At 53.9% G+C, this 21801-nt stretch carries 4 protein-coding genes; all 4 read right to left on the reverse strand.

Annotation, left to right across the window (positions count from 1 at the left end; all coding sequences use genetic code 11):
- Positions 1-125: 125 nt before the first annotated feature.
- The 4 genes from MHH48_RS30690 to MHH48_RS30705 are packed head-to-tail and all read right to left on the reverse strand — an operon-like array spanning position 126 to position 21783.
- Positions 126-6623 carry a type I polyketide synthase gene (locus MHH48_RS30690; protein ID WP_076325391.1) on the reverse strand — a complete coding sequence of 2166 codons (6498 nt, stop codon included), beginning with the start codon at positions 6621-6623 and terminating at the stop codon, positions 126-128.
- Positions 6620-14422, reverse strand: coding sequence for a type I polyketide synthase (locus MHH48_RS30695; RefSeq protein ID WP_076325390.1), 7803 nt, complete (start codon positions 14420-14422; stop codon positions 6620-6622). Before MHH48_RS30695 ends, MHH48_RS30690 begins: the two co-directional genes overlap by 4 nt.
- A gap of 13 nt (positions 14423-14435) precedes the next feature.
- Positions 14436-19166 carry a type I polyketide synthase gene (locus tag MHH48_RS30700; protein ID WP_256720769.1) on the reverse strand — a complete coding sequence of 1577 codons (4731 nt, stop codon included), beginning with the start codon at positions 19164-19166 and terminating at the stop codon, positions 14436-14438.
- Positions 19156-21783: a non-ribosomal peptide synthetase gene (locus MHH48_RS30705; RefSeq protein ID WP_076325388.1), complete on the reverse strand. Its 2628-nt coding sequence runs from the start codon at positions 21781-21783 to the stop codon at positions 19156-19158. The genes MHH48_RS30700 and MHH48_RS30705 overlap by 11 nt, the downstream gene beginning before the upstream one ends.
- Between the last annotated feature and the right edge of the window lie 18 nt (positions 21784-21801).

The raw sequence follows: 21801 nt of genomic DNA on the forward strand, positions 1-21801 counted from the left end.
AATTGTATATTATTGTATTCCCATGAAGTTCAATCATTATCCTATATTTACCATAAAAAAGCAAGGCATCCGTTGACAGGCGATAGCCTTGTCTCATGATGCCTTGCTGGTAAAGTTGCCTCGTATTATTCCATGACAGAGATTCGAATGAACGGACTTAATTGATGAATCGTGCGATATTTGAATAATTGCTGTCCTTCTGCCGATAAACCTTGTTTCTCCATTTCGATCTCAACCCGAACAGCATGAAGGGACGTTCCGCCAAGCCGGAAAAAATCGTCATCAATTCCGATGCCGCCGATCCCGAGCACCCTTTCCCAAATTTGTACCAAGGCTTCCTCTGTCTGATTGGACGGAGCCCGGTACGGAGCTCTCAGAGCTGCGCTCTCTTCTACTTCCTTTACCGGAATCTGGAGTATCCTTGAAGCGTCAGAATACTGCAGCGGAAGCAAATGACGGCGATGCTGCTGATTTTCACGGCCGCTGAGAACTTCTTCCCAGCCCGTTCTCTCTAAACTTTGCGCCGGCCCTGTGGCGGTACCCGCTTCTCCTTGATATTCGCTGCCGGTGAGCTGAGGCTGGGTCAGTCCTACGCCGGGCAGTGGCTCGTTAAGGACTTCAATATGCTTGATGGAATCAGGGATATCCTTTACTGCAATCCGGAAACGCACCTTGTGGCCGGACTCCTCCGTGATGCTCCACGGTCCCGATCTCAAAAATGCGAGCAACGGCTCATTTTTCCCGGTAATTGTGCACACAGCCTCCATATATTCGGCCTTACGTTCATGGCAATAAGCCTTTAAAGAACTGATTACGGCCGACTCGATCCCTCTCCCAAGAATGCGGCAGCTGAGTAGGAATACATCCAGATGAACAATATCGTTTTCGAAGCGCGTTATGACCGCCCCTGTCAGTCCGTAATGCCCGAACCGGTCTGAGGCTTCAATCGCCCAGCATTTCGTATCCGGTTCAGCCCGCGTAGCTTCCAGTTCACTCTCTGACATTATATCTGCGTTTAGCGTGAATTGATTGGTGCGCTGTGTCAGCTGGGCTATGCGGGGCAGTTGTTCAGCAGTTGCTTCGTAAATACCCAGTCTAAGCTCCAATTCGTCGAGAAAAGTCTGCAGAGAGGGAGCCGAAGAACGAATTTCTCTGCGCTTGCGCTCTGAGACATACATTTCGGTTCTCCGTTTATCCTCTTCTGTCACGCGCAGGCGATCTGTTGCCCAGATATGCTCCAGGAATGCCGGGATTAGCCGCTCTTCAGGAAGCTGAAGCGTAAGGACTTCCGGACACTGTGACTGTACCTCGGAACATTCCAGCGAACTGTCATCGATGAAGATAAAACTGTCCAGTCCTAATCCGAGTTCTTCCGCCAATGAAAGCAAGTTTTCGGATTTTAAGTTCCAATTGATCCTCGTTCCCGCAAAATGCTCTTTTTTAAGCAGCATGTCTGGGTTATTGTCCAGTACATTCCATACATCTGCTTCATTATTCTTGCTGACCAGCACCAGCAGCATGCCCTCTTGCTGCTTGCTCAGCAGATACCGCTGGAACTCGCGGTAGGGACCGGAGGCTGTTACCCCTGCCGCTCCATCCTCCCCGCATACCCCATGCCAGAGCGTGTTATCGCAATCCACCGCAATAACTTTGAAGGGATGTCCTTGCCAAGCGAGCAGCCGACGTGCAATAAGAGTACCCATTGCCGCATAAGATTCCGGTGTGAACGGCATGTGTGCAGCTTCATCGGCAGTGGAATCGTGTATGTGATCAATACCGAACATGGAACTAAGCTCTCTGAAATCGATAACCTGAACATAATCCAGCCTTTCCAATTCGCGCTTCCAACGATTCCCGAGCTCTTCCAGGTAGCTTTCCATGACCGGAGAAGCCCCTAATGTAGCGGATACGGGAAACACTCCGGCGAATATCGGGCCCGTTCTCCGGCCAGCAGATAATGTCTGCAGCATATCGGCCAGTGCTCGTTCTAGCTTTTTAATCTGCTGGGCCTCCGGAGAGCGGTCATCCCGCAACCAATCTTCAAAGCGGACGAGCAGCAGTCCCGCAGCCTCTTCGGACGAGAAGGAGCTGTCAGGGTTCAATAGCTCCTGAAACACTTGTTGATATGGTGCAAAACGGATATCGACACGTGTTCCGAACTGCTCTCCCCACCAGCTGACATAAGAACGGATCGGGTCCGCAGTAAAGGTAGAGACGGCCGTTACGGTAAAGACACGCTCCGGCAGCGAACTGCTTCTTTTTGCCGCCGCTTCAGCCTCCTGCTCTTCGGTGAACAGCCGGATTTCGCTCAATTCAATAGCCGGGTTGGCCAGAGCCAGTTCAATCAGATCCGTAAAATGCCCCATGAGTCCCGCCATGGTTGCTTCCGCGAACAAAGCGGTATTGTACTGCATGACACAGAGCAAGCCGCCATGATCGGCATAGCCGATATCGAGTTTGAAATCGAGCTTGGAAATCCCCTTCGTAATTTCAAAATTCTCGAAAGTGAGTCCTTCGGCGGTAAGCACGGTGTCACCATCAAATTCATTGTGAAAAATCATCATCGTATCAAACAGAGGATTACGTCCGCGCGGTAGTTTCGCCGAGAGCTTCTCGACCATCCGGTCGAACGGGAAGTCTTGATTCTCATAGGCGTTCATCATCGTGTCATTCAGAATAAGCAGTTGATCGAGAAGACTCAGCCGGTCTTGGAAGCGGACCCGGATCGGCAGGAAGTTCGTGAACATGCCTATTAAAGGCTCCACATCGGCATGCCGCCTGCCTGCCACCAACGAGCCGACCGTAATGTCGTCCTGACCGGTATATTCATGCAGCACAATCGTGTATAGATGAAACAAGAGCACATTAATCGTAACATTCTGGGATTTTGCCAAAGCATTCAGCCGGTCTACGGTTTCCTTGGACAGGCTGATCTTGTGCGCTCTGCCGACAAACGATTGAAATTCAGGTCTCTCGAAGTCATACGGCATGTTCAGCACAGGGATTGTCTGCCGGAACTGGTTCATCCAATAATCCTCTTGCTTCCGAATAACATCCCCGCTCAACAGGCGATGCTGCCATTCCGCGAAATCCTTATATTGAATGCGCAGAGGCGGGAGATCTTTTCCGGCATACAGATCGCTGAATTCCTTAATAAACACATTCATTGAAGCACCGTCCGAAACAATATTGTGCATATCCATAAACAGCACATGTTTCTCCGGCTCTATTCGAACGAAAGCGGCGCGAATAAGAGGGGCTTTGCCCAGATCAAAAGGCCTGATAAACTTCCGCATGATTTTCTTTAAATCTTCCTCGTCCGCTTCCATGCGTTCCACGGTAAACGTGAAACTCTCATGAATTTGCTGAACCGGTTCTCCGTCTACCATATGAAACGAGGTGCGCATGTTCTCATGACGGTGAATCAATTGAATGAAAGCCTGCTCAAAACGATCCGCTTCCGCTTTTCCGTGCACCCACAAAGCCATCGGCATGTTGTAAGTCGTTACCGAACCGATTTGCTGATGAATGAGGAACGTGCGTTTCTGTGCAGAGGACAAGCGGTAGTAAGGTTTGCTCTCTGCCAGTTCGATTGCAAAATATTTATTTTTAGCTTTCTGTCCGATATAACGGGCAAGCGCACTTATCGTCGGCATGTTGAATATATCCGACAAAGCCAGCTCTACATCAAGTTCCTTGTGAATCTTCGTGATCAGACTGGTCGCTTTCAAAGAATGCCCGCCTATTTCGAAGAAATCCTCATGAATTCCGATGTGCTCTAAGCCGAACAGATTGCGCCATATGCCGGCCAGCGTCTCTTCCAGCGGGTTGATTGGTTCGGATAACCCTTTCTCTTTCTGGGTCTCTATCCGGTCATCCCGCTCCGTATTAGCTTGTTGTCCTGCCCTCTTCGCTGGCAAATCGGAGTGGACGATCTGGATTCCTTCCTCATCAAGCCAGAAACGGCGACGGTCAAACGGATAAGTTGGCAAAGGAATACGATTTCTTTTCCCTTCCCCGTAGAAACGGGTCCAATTTATTTTTATCCCCGCATTCCATAGACGGCCCACTTGAAGGAGCAGGTAAGCGACATCAGAGGTATTCTGCTTCGGATGACGCAGGAGATTCACCATAACACGCTCTTTAGGAGCCCCGGCTGAGTTTTTGGAGAATTCATGATGACTCTTCGCAAATACGGTCAGGGCATTGCCTCCGCCAACCTCTACAAACGCAGCGTCCATTTCGTTCATCAGGGTACTGAGCCCGTCTGAGAACCTTACCGTGCCGCGCAGGTGCTGTGCCCAGTAAGCGGGACTGATTGCCTGCTCATCCTGAATCCAGGTTCCGGTGACATTGGAAATAAAGGGCAACTGCGGTGCTTTCAGCACAAGCTTGCCTACCTCGCGCTCATAGGCTTCCAGAATGGGTTCCATCATGGCGGAATGGAAGGCGTGTGACGTGTGAAGACGACGGCATTCGACTCCTTTCTCTTCCAAGGAACCAGCCAATGACTCGACCGCTTCCGAAGTGCCGGAAACAACGCACATGGAAGGAGCATTCACCGCAGCCAGCGATACGCCGCCGGACAACAATGGAAGTATCTCCTGCTCGGTCAGCGGAACGCTCAGCATGACACCGCTTGGCAGACTCTGCATCAATTGACCGCGAAGGGTAACGAGCCGCACGGCATCCTCCAACGAGAAGATGCCTGACAGACATGCAGCGACGTATTCACCGATGCTGTGCCCGATCATGGCTTGCGGCTGTACTCCCCATTTCATCAGCAGTCTGGCAAGCGCATATTCGACTGTAAACAGAACCGGCTGGGCAATGTCAGTCCGGTTAATAAGTGACGTATCCGGCTCATCGGCGGAGGGATATAGTACCCGCTTCGCCTCATGGCGGATCTCATCTTGCATCAGCTCGAAGCAGCGGTCCGCCTCCTCGCGGAACACCGGCTCCTGTTCATACAACTCCCTGCCCATTCCGGTGTACTGCGAGCCTTGGCCGGAAAACATGAATACGACCGGCGGCTCATCGACAGAGGCAAATCCGTTCTGAACTTCGGGCGAACCTGGTTGAGCCAGCAGCATGACCGCTTCATCCGCGCTTCCGCAGACCAGTGTCCTGCGGTACGAGAAAGCAGCCCTTCCCTCATGGAGCGTATAGGCCATATCTGCGAGGCTCACGTCAGGATGCTCCTGCAAATGCAGCGCTATCCGCTCCGTCAGTCTGTCGAGCGATGCTTCCGTCTTGGCCGACAGAGAGATAAGCTGCGCCGACCTGCCCCGTGAGGTAGCGGAAGCAGGCGGCGCTTCCTCCAGGACAACATGCGCATTCGTGCCGCCGATGCCAAAAGAGCTTACGCCTGCCCGGACAGGGAAGGCATCGTTGGTCCAGTCTTTTAACCGGTCGTTAACAAAGAACGGACTGTTCTCAAAATCGATTTTGGGATTCGGACGTTCATAGTGAAGGGTAGGCGGCAGTTGTTTATGGGCCAGGGCGAGCACGGTCTTAATGAATCCGGCTACCCCTGCGGCGTTGTTCAGATGCCCGATGTTGGATTTAACCGAGCCGATGCCGCAGTATCTCTTCTTGTCCGTTTGAAAAGCGGTCTTCAATGCTTCGATTTCGATTGGATCGCCAAGTGTCGTACCTGTACCGTGCGCTTCAATATAGCTGATGCTTTCCGGCTCCACTTCAGCTACATGATGAGCGGCACGGATTACGGACGCCTGACCTGATGTACTAGGAGCGGTATAGCCTACTTTTCGGCTGCCGTCGTTATTGATCGCCGAGCCTTTAATTACAGCGTATATATGGTCGCCGTCTGCAAGTGCATCCTCCAGCGGTTTCAAGGCGACAATCCCGGCGCCTTCACCAAAGACGGTACCCGCCCCTTTCTCGTCGAAGGCCCGGCAGTGGCCGTCAGGGGAATTAATCATCCCTTCCTGATAGAAATAACCGGCTCTCTTGGGCAGTTGTATCGATACACCGCCGGCCAGCGCCATGCTGCATTCCCCGCTGAGCAGACTTTGACAAGCAAGATGAATGGCAACAAGCGATGTCGAACAAGCTGTCTGCACCGTAAAGCTTGGTCCCTTCATATTGAGTTTATAAGAAACAAGTGTGGCCATATAATCGCGTAAATTCAGCATAGCCGTCTCCAGGGTGGCGGATTCTTCCGCTGTTCCCAGCCCCTTGAACGCGCGCATGAACCAGTTGGAATTAAAAGCCGCGCCTACATATAACCCGATCGAGCCTCTATATGTCTTAGGATCATATCCCGCTTGTTCGAGCGCTTCCCAGGAACATTCGTGCATAAGACGGAACTGCGGATCCATAAGCTCGGCCTCGCGAGGCGTATAATCGAAGAATTCGGGATCGAAGTACTCGAGATCATCGAGTACTCCCTTGGCCTTCACATAATTAGGGTGAGTCACCGTCTTCACATCGATGCCTTCTTCCAACAGCTCTTCATCACTGAAAAAAGAGATGCTCTCCTTGCCGCTGCAGAGGTTATCCCAATATTCCCGCAAGTTTTTGGCTCCCGGAAACCTGCCGGACATGCCGATTACGGCAATTTCCGAACCGTTATACTCCCTACCGTTCGATATGCTCATAGCAAGACCTCTCCTTTGCGTCTTTTTTCTTTTTGCTGCTGCTGCCGCTTTCTTCCCTTCGCGGCGGAGTCGATCATTTGATGTTCCATCTCCGCCTCTTCCGCCTCGTTTTCTTCGCTGTGGGTAAGGCGCTGAGCTAGGGCATGAATGCTGGGATAGGTGAACATATCAACAACGGCGATACTCTCGTCTAACGCTTCATTCAATTTGGCGGTCACCTGGATCATATCCAGCGAGCTGGCTCCCAGATCGAAGAAATTATCGTGGATACCTACCTCGTCAATACGGAAAAATTGTTTCCACACCTCGGCTATCGTCTTCTCAACCCGATTGCGGGGCGCCGCATAAGGTGTGGTTAGATCCGGCCTGCTGAATGAGGCGCCGCCTGCCGCGTGACTGTCTTCTTTCTTGCCTGCGCGCCGAATCCATTGATCGATCCGCGTCTGAAGATCACCGGTCGATACAATAATTTGGTTGCTGCCGCACGGACTGTAGACGTACCGGAACAGATCAGGCGCTTCGGCTGGCGTTATCGCCAGTTCGACAAGCGACTCTCCGATCGTCGAGCGGTGTTCTTCCCAGAATTCCCACGCATCCCAATTGACGCACAGCCACTTCGTCCCGCCAGCTCGGTTCTGTTTGCGGGCAAAAGCATCCATGTACAAATTCGCGGCCGAATAAGCGCTGAAGCCGAGTCCCCCGAGAATGCTGGCGATGGAGGAGAACAGGATGCATATCTCGGCCTCCCTGTCGGCAATTAGCCTGCCCAGCGTCTGCAAACCCTGGACTTTGGCCCGGAACTGCTCGTCGGACTGGTCTCCGCTAATATTCTCGATCGCGCGGAAAGATTCGCCGCCAGGAAGTCCCGCCGCCTGCACGACGCCATGAAGGCGGCCGTACTCACGATCAATAAACTTGAAGACATGGCGCATCTGTTCTTCATTAGACAAGTCGGCCTGCATATAGGTAACCTCAGCGCCGAGTTCTTCCAATTGCAACACACGTCTGATTTTTCGAGAAAGCGGATGCTCCTCTCCATGTTCAGCCAGACAACGCGTATATTCCTTCTTGTCGGGAAAGCTTGAACGTCCGGTAAGAATGAGCCGTGCACCATAATTGCGCGCCAGGAACTCTGCCGTCAGCATCCCGATTCCTCCTAGCCCTCCCGTAATGAGATATACACCCTGCTGCCGAAATGGAGCTGCCGATTTCTCCGCCTGGCGCAGTCCTACCGACTTGAAATTCTGAACCCATCGGTAATTCCCCCGATAAGCGATAAGCCGGTCCGAGGGCGGAGACGATAATTCCCCGATAAGATTATCAGCGATTCGCCGCTTTTGCTTGGTCTCTTCCTGTACATCAATATCAATGCTCACACATGTAATTCCGCTGTATTCCTGCTGAATGACCATACAGGGTCCGAGCAGCGTCATTTTACCCGGAGACAGCGGCTCCATCCCCGTTACCTCCTGCATTCCTGAGGACACGACTGCTATACGGATATCCTCTACCTTATGCTTGCGCAGCGCCTGAGCCAAATAGATCAAGCTGTAGTAACCTTCTTGTTGCTGGCGGCGTTCAACCGCTTCCGCATCGGAAGGTTCCATTTCCTCTTCTTCCTTCCCGGAGGAGGAAACATTCCACAGATGAGCGACTTTGTCGGGAACGAAATCCCGCTTTTGCAGTTCCTCCAGCAGCCGGACGTAATGCTCTGCAGAGCCCGGGACAAGCGTGAACGTTCCGTTCTCATGCGCGATGAAGGCGCTGCCCGCCTTAACCATTACAGTCCGCTCACCCATATTTTGAACACTTGCGGCAAGTTCGTCCGCGATCCCGCAATCATCCTTGAATACAAGCCAGTTATGACCGTTCTGACGGCTTTCTTCCGGATGCTCCTCCAGCAGGGCGCGTTCCCAGGAAGGATAATAGAACCAGTCCGCCATGTCAGCGTTTTTACCGCCTCTTGGGGGTGAGGATGGCCGCGCTCCCGGTAATGGCTGCTGCTCATCATCGAGCCAAAAGCGCTGACGCTCCATCGGATAGGTTGGCAGCTCGATGCGTCTGCGCCGCTCATGGACGTAATAGCCCGTCCAATCGATGTCGATACCCGCCAGCCAGAGGCGTCCGATTTTGTTCAACAAGTGCGCGGTATCAGAAACCGCTTCCTGGGGATGTCTCAGCATATTGACAACGATCCGGTCACGCGAACCAGCTTCATGCTTGCGCACGAATGTGCTGAGCGAATTGCCCGGTCCGGCTTCTATGAATACAGAGCGCGGATTATTCAACAGTTCGTAAAGCCCGTCCGCAAACCGCACGGTTGATCGCAAATGCCTAACCCAGTACTCCGCATCCGTAGCCTCTTCAGGTGTGATCCAAGTGCCGGACACGTTGGAAATAAAGGGCAGCTCAGGCTCATGCAGCTGGATCAAGCGTACTTTATCCGCGAACTCCGCAAGTATCGGATCCATCATATGAGAATGGAAGGCATGTATTGTGTGGAGAAGACGGCAGGCACAGCCTTTGTCTTCCAGCAGCCGTGAGAATGCATCAATCTCAGCCGATGTGCCGGATACGACGCACAAGGAGGAGCTGTTGACTGCCGCCAGCGCAATATGATCAGGCAGCAATGGGCGCAGTTCCGCTACTGACATCGCCACGCTGAGCATAGATCCCGCCGTCACCCCCTGCATGAGCCGGCCGCGAAGCGCTACGAGCTGCAGCGCATCTTCCAGCGTGAATACACCAGCCAGGCATGCTGCCACATATTCACCGATACTGTGACCCAGCATCGCTTCGGGCCGGATGCCCCAGCGTATCAGCAGTCTGGCAAACGCATATTCGATCATAAAAAGCACGGGCTGGGCGATATCCGTCCGCATCAAGATTTCCTCTCGATGATCTTGGTCCGATTCGCCAGCGGCATAAAGGACAGCCTTTAAGTCAAGCTCTACATACGGTTGAACGAGCTCGAAGCAGCGATCAAGTTCTTCCTTGAATTCAGGTTCGTTGAGATAGAGCTCCCGTCCCATGCCGACATATTGTGACCCCTGGCCCGGAAACATGAATACTACAGAGCGTGTTTGCGTCCCCGTTTGGCTTTCGGCAATTTTATCGGACCCTATCGATGTCAAGATGGCGGTCGCTTCTTCCGCATCCTTGCACACAAATGCGGCTCTCCACTCAAAAGCCTTCCTGCCTGCTTGCAGCGTATACGCCGTATCTGCCAGATTCACTTGCGGATGCTCTGTCAAAAATGCGGCCAGACGTGCTTTCGCCTCCGTCAATGCTGTTGGCGTTCTTGCTGACAAGATCAGCAGCTTCTCTGCACGACCTTCGTCGGATGGTTCCCTAGGGGGAGCTTCTTCCAGAATGACGTGCGCATTCGTGCCACCGATGCCAAATGAGCTGACTCCGGAGCGCAGGGGATGCTGGCTGCCTTCCCAAGGCACCAGTTCCGTATTGACGACAAAGGGACTGTTAGCGAAGTCAATGTTGGGGTTGCCCCGTTCATAATGCAGGCTCGGCGGAATTTGCTTCGCTTTGAGTGCCAGTACCGTTTTAATGAACCCGGCCGCTCCGGCTGCGCTGTTGAGATGGCCGACGTTCGTCTTGACGGATCCGATACGGCAAAATCCCTTTTTATCGGTGCCGAAGGCTTCCTTCAAAGCTTCAATCTCAATCGGATCCCCCATGCTTGTGCCCGTCCCGTGCGCCTCTACATAAGTGATGCTTTCCGGGTCCACACCCGACATCCGATGAGCAGCACGAATGACTTCGGCCTGCCCCTTTGTGCTCGGAGCGGTAAAGCCTACCTTGCGGGTGCCGTCATTGTTCAAGCCAAAACCTTTGATAACGGCGTGGATAATATCTCCGTCCGCAATGGCATCACTCAGACGTTTCAGGACAACGACACCGACCCCGTCTCCGAAAACAGTTCCTGCCGCCTGCTCGTCGAAGGCTCGGCAATGCCCGTCCGGTGACTGAATCATACCGTCTTCGTACAAATAACCGGATTTGTCGGGCACGCTGACAGTGGAGCCGCCGGCCAGTGCGATGTCGCACGCCCCCGCCAATAATCCTTGCGAGGCCAGAACAATATTAACCAGGGATGTGGAGCAAGCGGTCTGCATCGAGATGCTGGGGCCCCGGAGATTGAGTTTATACGACAGCTGGGTGCTGAAAAACTCCCTGTCGTTAAGAAGCATGGCGCTGAATCGTTCCGTTCCGCCCAAAGCAGGCGCAAAGCGGGAAACCCACTCCAGATTCGGGGTCGCGCCAGCATAGACGCCGATAAGTCCCGGATAAGTGTCGGGATTGTAGGCGGCGGATTCGATCGCTTCCCAAGCGCATTCGTGAAACAGCCGTAACTGCGGGTCCATTAGCTGTGCTTCCCGAGGTGAATAGCCGAAGAACGCGGCATCAAACTGATCAATCCCGTTCAATGCCCCTTTGGCTTTTACATAGGAAGGATGGGATACAAGCTGCGGGTCAACGCCTGCCTGTACCAGCTCTTCGTCCGTGAAGAACGTTATCGACTCGACGCCGTCGCGCAAATTGTTCCAGAACTGGTCGATGCTGTCCGCACCCGGGAATCTGGCTGCCATACCTATGACCGCTATCTCAAGCCCGTTCTCCCCCACGGCTTCACGTTCCGTTTGTTCCTGCCTTCCCGTCAGATCTCTATCTTGGACCGATATGGTCCTCATCCGCTCGGAACGCGCCATTCCCTTGTTAATGGCATTCTGGCGCTCTGCTTCTTCTTCAACCGCTGCCTCATCGGACGCTGAGCTTCCCTGTCCGTTTCCACGTAAGAATGCCGCTAAGGTACAAACGGAGGGATAAGAATACAAGGTAACCACGGGCACTTCCATCCCCAGCACTTCCGCAAGCTTATCAGCCAGCTGGGAAATATCGAGCGAGCTTGCTCCGATTTCAAAAAAGTTGTCATTGATCCCAAGATGCGCGAATCCGAAGTGATTCTGGACAAGTTCTGCAACCGTCTGTTCTATAGAGGATGCAGACCGCATACGCGCGGCTACTTGGGATTGTTTAACAGCTTCGTTCCCGGTCTCCGTTTCCGTAGCTCCCATTCTCCGGTGAGCTGTTTTCTCCTGCATGTTTCGCAATGACCATTGTGCGCCCTCTACGGAGTACCACTGGCGTTCGAACGGATAAGTCGGCAGCGTAACCCGCCGTCGGCGTTCCGAGTTGTAGTACCCCTTCCAATCGATCTGCGTGCCTGCAATCCACAGTTTGCCGATCTTCTCTAGTAAGAAAGCATCATCTGCGGCCTGCTCGTGCGGATGACGGACGAGATGGAACACTTCATGCTTACGCTCTGTTTCCTTCCCCTGTTGTTTACGGATGAAGCTGCTGAGAACATTGCCAGGTCCGATTTCTATAAATACGGCCTGCTTCTCCTTAAGCAGCTCGGCCGCCCCGCTTGCGAACCGCACCGTTTCCCGCAAATGCCTAGTCCAATATTCGGGATCGGCGACATCTTCCGGCGTTATCCATGTTCCCGTTACATTGGACACATACGGAATTGACGGGGCGGATAGGACCACCTGCTTGACTTTTGCCTCATATTTCTCCAATATCGGCTCCATCATGGCCGAATGAAACGCATGTGACGTATGAAGCTTTCGATGCACCACCTGCAGCCCGGTAAGTTTGGTTTCAAAGGAAGCGATGTCCGCATGCGGGCCGGAAACAACACAGAGCTCCGGTCCATTAACGGCTGCAAGCGCCAGTCCTTCCGGAAGAAGCTCTAATAAACTTGCCTCGTCAAGGGAGACGCTCAGCATCTCTCCGGCAGGCAGGCTCTGCATAAGCTTGCCGCGCAGTGTGACGAGCTTCAGCGCGTCCCGAAGTGATAGAACACCCGACAGGCACGCAGCCGTGTACTCTCCGATACTGTGCCCGATCATGGCATTCGGCTTAACGCCCCATGACATCAGGAGCTGCGCGAGCGAATATTCAAACGCGAACAAAGCCGGCTGCGCCGCTTCCGTCTGGTTAATCCTATCAGCAGCTGCCGCACTGTCCGAAGCCCCGTACAGCACATGCCTTGGATCGGTGCCACCCTCTGCTGTAATGATCTCGCAGCAGCGGTCCATTTCCGCCCGGAACAAAGGCTCCTTGCGGTATAAATCAGCTCCCATGTTCACATACTGCGAGCCCTGCCCCGGGAAGAGGAAAACAACCCGGGTCTGATCCCTCTCCGACTCGCCCGTTTGCAATTTGCCTTCATCGATAGCATCCAGACGCTCCAAAGCTTCACGGACATCAGCGCAGACCAGTGTTCGGCGGTAACGGAACCGTTTGCGGCCTGTCTGCAGCGTATAAGCCGCATCAGCCAAGTCGGCTTCGGGACAAGTCCGCAGAAACTCGCCGAGATTGCGAGTCGCCCGTTCTAACCCTTCCTCCGTCCGGGCAGAGAGTACGAGCAGTTTCAGATCGCGTCCCGCCGAACTTGCCGCGCCAATCGGGGCCTCCTCCAGAATGACGTGGGCATTCGTCCCCCCGATACCGAAGGAGCTGACTCCTGCTCTCCGAGGTCCTTCTGTTTTTCTCCAATCGCTAAGCTCCGAATTGACTTTGAAAGGAGAGTTTTCAAAATCGATTTTGGGATTCGGTTGATGAAAATGAAGGCTTGGCGGGATTTGCTGATGCTTAAGCGCCAATACGGCCTTGATGAAACCCGCGACTCCTGCCGCGGCGTCCAGATGACCGATATTGGATTTGAGCGAACCGATTTTGCAAAAGCCCCTTTTATCCGTGGCGAAAGCAGCTTGCAGCGCCTCCACTTCGATCGGGTCCCCCAGTGTAGTCCCTGTTCCGTGGGCCTCGATGTACCCGATACTTTCCGGATCAACTTCTGCCATTTGGTGGGCTGCGCGAATAACTTCCACCTGGCCGTTCGTGCTTGGCGCCGTGTACCCTACTTTCCGGCTGCCGTCATTGTTAACCGCCGAGCCTTTGATAACCGCATGAATAACGTCTCCATCCCTAGCGGCGTCTGCGAGCCGCTTGAGCACGACGATTCCGATTCCGTCGCCGAACAAAGTGCCGCTTGCGCCTTCGTCAAAAGGCCGGCAGTGTCCGTCGGGAGATTGGATCATTCCTTCCTGGTAGAGATAGCCGGTTGTGCGCGGCAAATTGACCGAAACCCCTCCTGCTAAGGCAAGATCGCATTCGCCGGCCAGCAATCCCTGGCAAGCCAGATGAATGGATACAAGAGAGGTGGAGCAAGCCGTTTGCACGCTTACGCTTGGGCCTTTCAGATTCAGTTTGTATGAAATTCGCGTCGTAAACGAAGGATTATTTAATTGCAAAATTTGAAATTGATCACTGGCATGTGCAGCATTCATGACTTGGCTTGCGACCCAATAGGTGTTAGGAGAAGCCCCTGCATACACCCCGACGAGTTGATCCTCGGTTTCGGGAAGGTGTCCCGCATGCTCAAGCGCTTCCCATGCACATTCGTGGAACAGACGGAACTGTGGATCGATTAGCTCGGCTTCTCGCGGCGTGTATTCAAAAAACGGCGCATCAAACGACTCCACGTCCTCTAGCTGAGACTTTGCTTTGACATACTGGGGATGCCTGAGCATTTCCGGGGCAATCCCTGCTTTCTCCAGCTCTTCATCCGTAAAAAAAGTGACCGACTCCTTGCCGGCACGCAAGTTTTCCCAAAACTCCGTTAGGTTCTTCGCACCCGGAAATCTTCCTGCCATTCCAATAACGGCAATTTCCAAACCGGTTTCTCCGTACTTCTCGTTCTCGGCACTCATCTTGCCACCTCCTTCACGTTCTATTCCTTTTTTGCAGCCGCTTCTGCAGCCTGTGCTTTCCGTCCTGTATCAGTTCTGTGCGGTCCGCTGTCTCTTCCTGCTTACCGGTTCCCGCTTGTAATCTTCTCAGCAACCCAGCGAGTGCATAAATGGTCGGATGGCTGAACATGTCAACCACGGACACTTCCTGCTGAAGTGAACGTTGGAGCTTGGAGTTCATTTGAATAATATCGAGCGAACTAGCCCCCAGCTCGAAGAAGTTATCATGCAGGCCGACTTGATCAATACCCAGATAGTCCTGCCAAAGCTGGGCTAAAGTCTGCTCCAGTTCGTCCTCCGGAGGCGCAAACGACGTGCTGACCTCGGAACGTGCCGTTGTGCGGGATATGCCGCTCATCTCCCCGTCCACTAGGGATTGCAGGGATGAAGTGCGGGCGGCATGCAGCCGCAAGCTCAAATCCGTCGTCGATACCGTTACCTGAGGCAGACCGCAAGCCAGTGCATACCGGAAAACAGCGATTCCTTCCTCAGGGAACAAACGGGTCTGCTTGTCCGGGCCTTGTGTGGACACTCCCGCTTGCGCTGCAGCAATGGCGACTTCTTGCTCAGCCGCAGCGGCCATTCCGACAGTCTGCCACCCGTCCCAATCAATCGCGACGACATGCGTATTGTCCAGCGAGCGTTTACGGTAGGCGTAAGCATCGAGAAACGCATTGGCTGCGCAGTACCCCGCTTGGCCCAAGGCGCCCAGCACACTGGTCAGAGAAGAACACAATACGAGGAAGTCCAGCTTCCTTCCCGCCAGCACTCGCTCGAGGACACGCGTACCGTTCACCTTGGCCGTCAATGCACGTTCTTCAATCTCCCAAGTCCGCCGCTGGATGAGCGCACCATCGGCCGTGCCGGCCGCGTGGATAACGCCATGAATCGTTCCGAAGCGGTCGACCGCCCGGGCTACGGCCTGCTCCATTTGCTGCTCATTGCTTACATCCGCTTTGCAGACCAGTACCTCGGCCCCGTACAGCTCCAGCTCCTCGAGCTTTTTCAGCTGAATCGCCTGAGTTTCGTCTGCCGTATGTTCGACGCATTGACGCCAGTCCGCTTCTTCCCCTATTCCCGATCGGCTGACAAGTATGAGCTTAGCCCTCACACTCTTCGCCAGATGCTCCGCCAAGGTCATTCCTATACCGCCCAAGCCTCCGGTAATTAGGTATACCCCCTCTTCTCTGAGGCCGAAATTCTCTTCGACAGCGGCAGGAACCGGAATTGGAATGTATGTCTGCACCCAGCGGTTCCAACCGCGATACGCGACGAAAATATCCGCTGGAAAAGCGGTTAATTCGGCTTGTAATCGGCCCAATAGCGCTTGCTGCCGATGTTCAGAAACCTCCTGCCCGAGCGAATCCGCAATATCGATGCTGCGACAGCGCACATTGCCGTATTCCTGCGGAATAACCAGACATGCCCCAAGCACCGCCGCTTGTTCCGGCAGCAACCGCTCATCTCCTGTCACCTCTTGCATACCGGACGTTATGACCGTAAGCTGCAGCTCTTCCTGCAGTCCGCAAGTCCCAATCGCCTGAGCCAGTGCAATAAGGCTGAAATAACCATTAGCCAGTACCCTTGCGCTGCGGGAAGCGGTCCACCCTTCGGTATGTACGCTCTCCTCCGTCAGCCAGGCATGAACAATGCGCTCCGGCATGGTGCCGGCTTCCTTCAAATTCTGCAGCAGCCGGGTATAATGCTCTTGCTGCCCCGGATCGATCCCGTACGCTTGATCATCCAGCTTAGCAAACGAATCGGATGGATAAACCGAAACGATGCCATGACCGGCTTGCTGTAACCCCGCTGCCAGCCGGGAACAAATGCCATGCTCTGGCGCAAAAAATAGCCAAGTGGTCTTGGGTTTCATGCCCGCAGCCGCAACTGCCTCTTCGTTCAACAGGGAACGTTCCCAGATTGGCGTGTACAGCCACTCCCGTACAGCATTCTTTTTAATTCCGGCAACGCTTTGGGGTCTTGATTCCTTCGCTTCCTTGCGGACAAGACCTTGCTTTAGAACATCCGTATCAAACGGCGGATCAACCCAATAACGCTTGCGCTCAAACGGATACGTCGGCAGAGCTATCCGCCGGCGCTGTTCATGCGCATGGAATGCCTTCCAATCAGGCCGAGCTCCTTCCAGCCACATGCGTCCCACCTGCTGCTGCAAATAATAGTCGTCACGCACCTGCTCCTTCACATGCCGAACAAGATTAATGACGGCGTGCCGCTCCTTCTTGTCGGGATGCCGGCGCACGAACGCGCTTAATGTGTTGCCGGGACCGACTTCCACAAATACGGCCTTATCGTCATGCAGCAGCTCGCGAAGACCGTCGGCAAAGCGTACGGTCCCGCGCAAATGCCGGACCCAGTAATCGGGATCGACTGTTTCTTCCTTCGTAATCCAGCCTCCGCTTACATTTGAAATATACGGTATGCCCGGGGCCTGCAGCTCCATCCCTCTTAACTTCTGGCGAAACGGCTCCATTGCCGGTTCCATCATGGCGGAGTGAAAGGCATGTGACGTATGCAGTCTTGTGCAGGCCTGCCCTTTCCGGGTCAGCTTTTCTTCCAAAAGCTCTATCGCCTCATGAGATCCCGATACGACGCACATCGCCGGACCGTTAACTGCCGCAATCGATAAGCCTTCGTTCATGAACGGTATGAGTTCCTGCTCAGGTAAGGGTACGCTTAACATCGCTCCCCCCGGCAGACTGTGCATAAGTTTACCCCGCAGCACGACCAGCTCCAGCGCATCTTCTACCGTCAATACTCCTGCCAGACAAGCGGCCACATATTCTCCGACGCTGTGTCCGATCATGGAGGCAGGCTTCAGCCCCCATCCGATCAGCAGATTTGCCAACGCATAGGAGAATATAAACATGACCGGCTGTGTCACGTCCGTCTGCTTCAAGCGATCACTGTGATCACCGGCCGCTTCGCTACCGGCGGGATACATCAAATCTTTTAAATCAACGTCCATCAACGGACGGATAATGGCAAAGCACCGGTCGGCTGCTTCGCGGAATTCCGGCTCATGGTTGTACAGATCCAGTCCCATGTTGACATACTGCGCGCCTTGTCCAGGGAACATAAATACGAGCCTGGGCCGTTCATTATCGCCAACACGGCTGTAAACCCGTTCCGGAGGCAGGCTGCCCAACAGCTCCAGCGCTTCCTCCGCAGAAGAACTTACGAGCATGCGCCTATGCTTATATGCCCTGCGGCCGATCTGCAGTGTATAGGCCGCATCGGGTAGAGAAAGGCCTGGATTAGCCCCTAAATACTCGCGTAAGCGGGCTGTAGCTTGTTCAAGTCCTGATTCCGTTTTTGCGGACAATAGGAGCAGCTGTGAATCTCTCCCTTTCGTTTCTTCCGCCCGGGGAGGTGCTTCTTCGAGCACCACATGCACATTGGTTCCACCGATACCGAACGAGCTCACGCCGGCTCTCAGCGGGTGCTGCTCGCTCGTCCAGCTCGTGAGCTCTGTATTGACGATAAACGGACTGCTGGCAAAATCGATTTTGGGATTAGGCTTATCGAAATGTAAGCTCGGCGGAAGCTGCTTGTGCATAATCGCCAGCACCGTTTTGATGAACGCCGCAACCCCGGCGGCACTATTTAAGTGTCCGATGTTCGTCTTGACTGAGCCGATCCGGCAGAACCCTGTTTTGTCCGTCTGGAAAGCCAGCTTAAGCGCTTCGATCTCGACCGGATCGCCCAGCGCTGTACCGGTACCGTGCGCTTCGATATAGCTGATACTCTCCGGAGTGACCCGACTCATCCGCTGCGCCGCGCGGATTACTTCAGCCTGTCCCTCTACACTGGGAGCGGAGTAACCCATTTTACGCGTACCGTCATTGTTCGCCGCCGAGCCCTTAATAACCGCATAAATAGCGTCTCCGTCGGCTAATGCCTGCTTAAGCGGCTTCAGCACAACGACACCCGCCCCTTCGCCGCCGACGGTTCCCTTGGCAGTTGAAGCGAAAGCACGGCAATGGCCATCCGGCGAGCTGACCATACCTTCCTCGTATAAATAACCTTCCGTCCGGGGTACCGTTACGGTAACTCCGCCGGCTAACGCTATCCTGCATTCGCCCGTAAGCAGTGCTCGGCAGGCCAGGTGAATGGCCAGCAGGGAGGTGGAGCAAGCAGAATCGACGTTCACACTCGTGCCTTTTAAATTCAGCTTGTGGGCAATACGCGTGCTCAAGAAATCTTTGTCCGACAAAGCCAGTGCGGCGAACTGCTCGGCTGTGCCCTCGCTGCGCGAAATCATGGCCACTAGTTGCCAGTAAATACTCGATGATGCCCCTGCGTACAGACCGATAGCGCCGTTTGTCTGCTCCGTGTCGTAGCCCGCATGCTCCAACGCTTCATAGGCGCACTCATGGAAGATCCGCAGCTGCGGATCAATGACTTCAGCCTCGCGCGGCGAATAATCAAAAAAATCAGAATCAAACCATTCCGCATCCGGTACGAGCCCTTTCGCTCTTACATATCTGGGATTTCGAATCAGTTCAGGATCGACGCCTGCCGCCTCAAGTTCGCTATCGGAGAAGAAATGGATCGATTCCTTGCCGTTTCTCAGATTATCCCAGTACTCCTCGATATTTCGCGCTTCGGGAAACCGGCCCGCCATGCCAATCACAGCGATTTCCAGCCCGGTAGCCGTTTGTGAATGTCTGCTTTTAGTCATCATGCGCTCCCTCCAGAATCAGCATCGTCTGTTCCATGGTTTCGAATCCCGCATCCATCTCTTCGTTGTCGGCCATATCTTGGGGCATTGGAGCCTCCCCATTGTCCATCCTCTGTAAATAGCCGCCGAGCGCCGAAACCGTAGTGTACTGGAACATAACGGGTACTGGAATGTCATGCCCGAAGGTTTCCTTCAGCATATTGACTACCTGGACCAGCTGAAATGAGTTGCCTCCCAGGTCGAAAAACGTATCCTGTACCCCGACTTTGTCTTCGCTAACCGCCAAAACCTCGGCCCAGATCCGGACCAGTGTGTTCTCTGTTTCACCTTGTGGTGCCACGTATTTCTTGCCAGTATGAACATGAGCTTTCGGATCGGGCAAAGCTTTCATATCGAGTTTGCCGTTTGCCGTTACAGGAAGCTCATTCAGGTAGACAAAATAGGCCGGAATCATATAAGCGGGCAGCTGCCCGGAGAGATGCTCCCGAAGTTTAGCAGCGGAGAGATCATCCGGCCCGGTATAGTACGCGCATAAGAAGTTCTGCCCGCTCTCATCTTCCATGATGCGGATTACAGCTTCGCGAACTTCCTCGTGACGCCGCAGCAGAGCTTCGATCTCACCGGGCTCTATGCGATATCCCCGTACCTTGACCTGGTCGTCCTGTCGGCCCAAGTACTCCAGCGTTCCGTCTTGAAGCCAGCGTCCCAGATCACCCGTCAAATACAGGCGCTCTCCGGGAGCGAACGGGTGAGGGACGAATTTCTCTGCTGTCAGCTCCGGTCGACCGAGATAACCGCGAGCCAGACCCGCACCCGAAACGCAGATTTGGCCAGGCAATCCTGGTGGAAGCAGCTGAAAATTAGCGTCTAATATATAAACCTTGGCATTATCGACCGGCCGCCCGATCGGAAGGCCTCCGTTGTCCGGCTTAATTTCGGTGAACGTAGTCACGACCGCATTCTCAGTAGGACCGTAATTGTTGAACAGCCTGTAGTTGCCCGGCTTATACCGCTTCAAGCGATCGCCGCCTGTTAACAAGATCCGCAGTGGGGTCTGTTCCCGGTCCGGCAAATCCATGAACTGCTCGCACATCAGAGTCGGCAGGAAGGCGATGGTAATGCCGTTCTCTGTGAAAAAATCATCCAGTTTGTTTGCATCCAGTCTGATCTCGGATGGCACGATGTGAATGCATGCCCCTGCAAGCAGATAGGGAAACACTTCCCACACCGAAGCGTCAAATCCGAAACCGGCATACTTAATGCTGCGATCCACCGTAGTTACACCAAAAGTGCGATTGTGCCAGAAGGCCAGATTGACAAGCGAACGGTGCTCAATCATGACACCTTTCGGCTGTCCTGTTGACCCGGATGTATAGATAACATAGGCCAGATCATCCGCTGTGCTCTCTAATGCCAAATTACCTGCTTCGTCGGCAAACAACTCTTCATCATCCAGACACAGCGTCTTGCGGCCTCTCATTCTGCCGATAAAAGCCTGTTGTGTCAGCACCACTTGTGCGCGGCTGTCTTCCAGCATGTACGTTATGCGCTCGTCGGGATAATCCGGGTCTATCGGCAGGAAAGCACCGCCGGCTTTAAGGACGGCCATCATACCAAGCATCATGTCAGCGGAAGGCGCAAACAGCATGCCTACGATGTCACCCGCCCCGATTCCTTCAGTCCTCAGTACCCGGGCGAGCTGGTTGGCCTTCTCATTCAGCTCACCATACGTCATGTACTGCCCCTGGTTAACGATGGCAGGCGCATGCGGGGTCCGTGCAGCCTGCTCTTCAAACCATTGCTGAACGGTCTTATGTTCAAGAAACTCGGCTGGACTGCCGGCCAGAGGGCCGAGAAGATCCTCTCTCTCCCCCGGCAGCAGTATGTCGATGCTGTTCAGCGGAAGATCCGGATTCGCCAGCGTCTCCCGCAGCAGAAGTGTGTAACGCGAGACAAGTTTATCTATCGTGTCGCTGCGGTAGAGCTGTGCGTTATATTGAACCGTACCGCCGATGCGGTCTTGCTTCCTGCAAAAAGAAAACAACGTAGTCCATTTCACATTCCGGAAATAACGCTCTTCATGAATGTTGTCGAGCAGCAATGCCGCCTCGAATAACGGATGTGCGATGGGATCATCCGTTTGAAGCGCCAACTGTTCCGCCACCATCTCCATCGGATAGCTCTGATGATCCACTGCTGCCACAACCGTATCTTGCGTGTGAAGAAGACATTGTCTGAACGAGAGTGAGTGATCGATCTTAATCCGCAAAGGCAGTACGAAATTGATAAATTCGGCCTCTTCCTTCTGCTTATAGATCGGAGTCCCTAGCGTAACGACACTGCGATTGGACATTTTGGCCAGCAAAACGGCGAGTGCAGCAGATAGTACGACATGAAGCTTTGAATCCGATCCGTTGCTGACTTGCAGCAGGCGGTCCGCCAGCTCCTGCGGGAAGGAAAACGAAGCATATTCAACCGTCACCCCTGTTCCGCGCGTATAATCGCCAGGAAATCCGCTCTTGTCATATTCTCCGGACAATGCGGACAGCCAGTATTCCCGTTCCTTGCTCTTTTGAGAAGCTGCCACTGCCAGACGGTCCAAACGATTTTCAAGCCCCATCCCTATTCCTCCCTTTCT

The organism is Paenibacillus sp. FSL F4-0100, assembly GCF_037993005.1.
Taxonomy (GTDB): domain Bacteria; phylum Bacillota; class Bacilli; order Paenibacillales; family Paenibacillaceae; genus Paenibacillus_AQ.

What these genes read in the sequence shown, in the direction of transcription:
- MHH48_RS30690 (WP_076325391.1), bottom strand. Translation starts at nt 6,623, where the DNA reads ATGAGCATATCGAACGGTAGGGAGTATAACGGTTCGGAAATTGCCGTA.
- MHH48_RS30695 (WP_076325390.1), bottom strand. Translation starts at nt 14,422, where the DNA reads ATGAGTGCCGAGAACGAGAAGTACGGAGAAACCGGTTTGGAAATTGCC.
- MHH48_RS30700 (WP_256720769.1), bottom strand. Translation starts at nt 19,166, where the DNA reads ATGATGACTAAAAGCAGACATTCACAAACGGCTACCGGGCTGGAAATC.
- MHH48_RS30705 (WP_076325388.1), bottom strand. Translation starts at nt 21,783, where the DNA reads ATGGGGCTTGAAAATCGTTTGGACCGTCTGGCAGTGGCAGCTTCTCAA.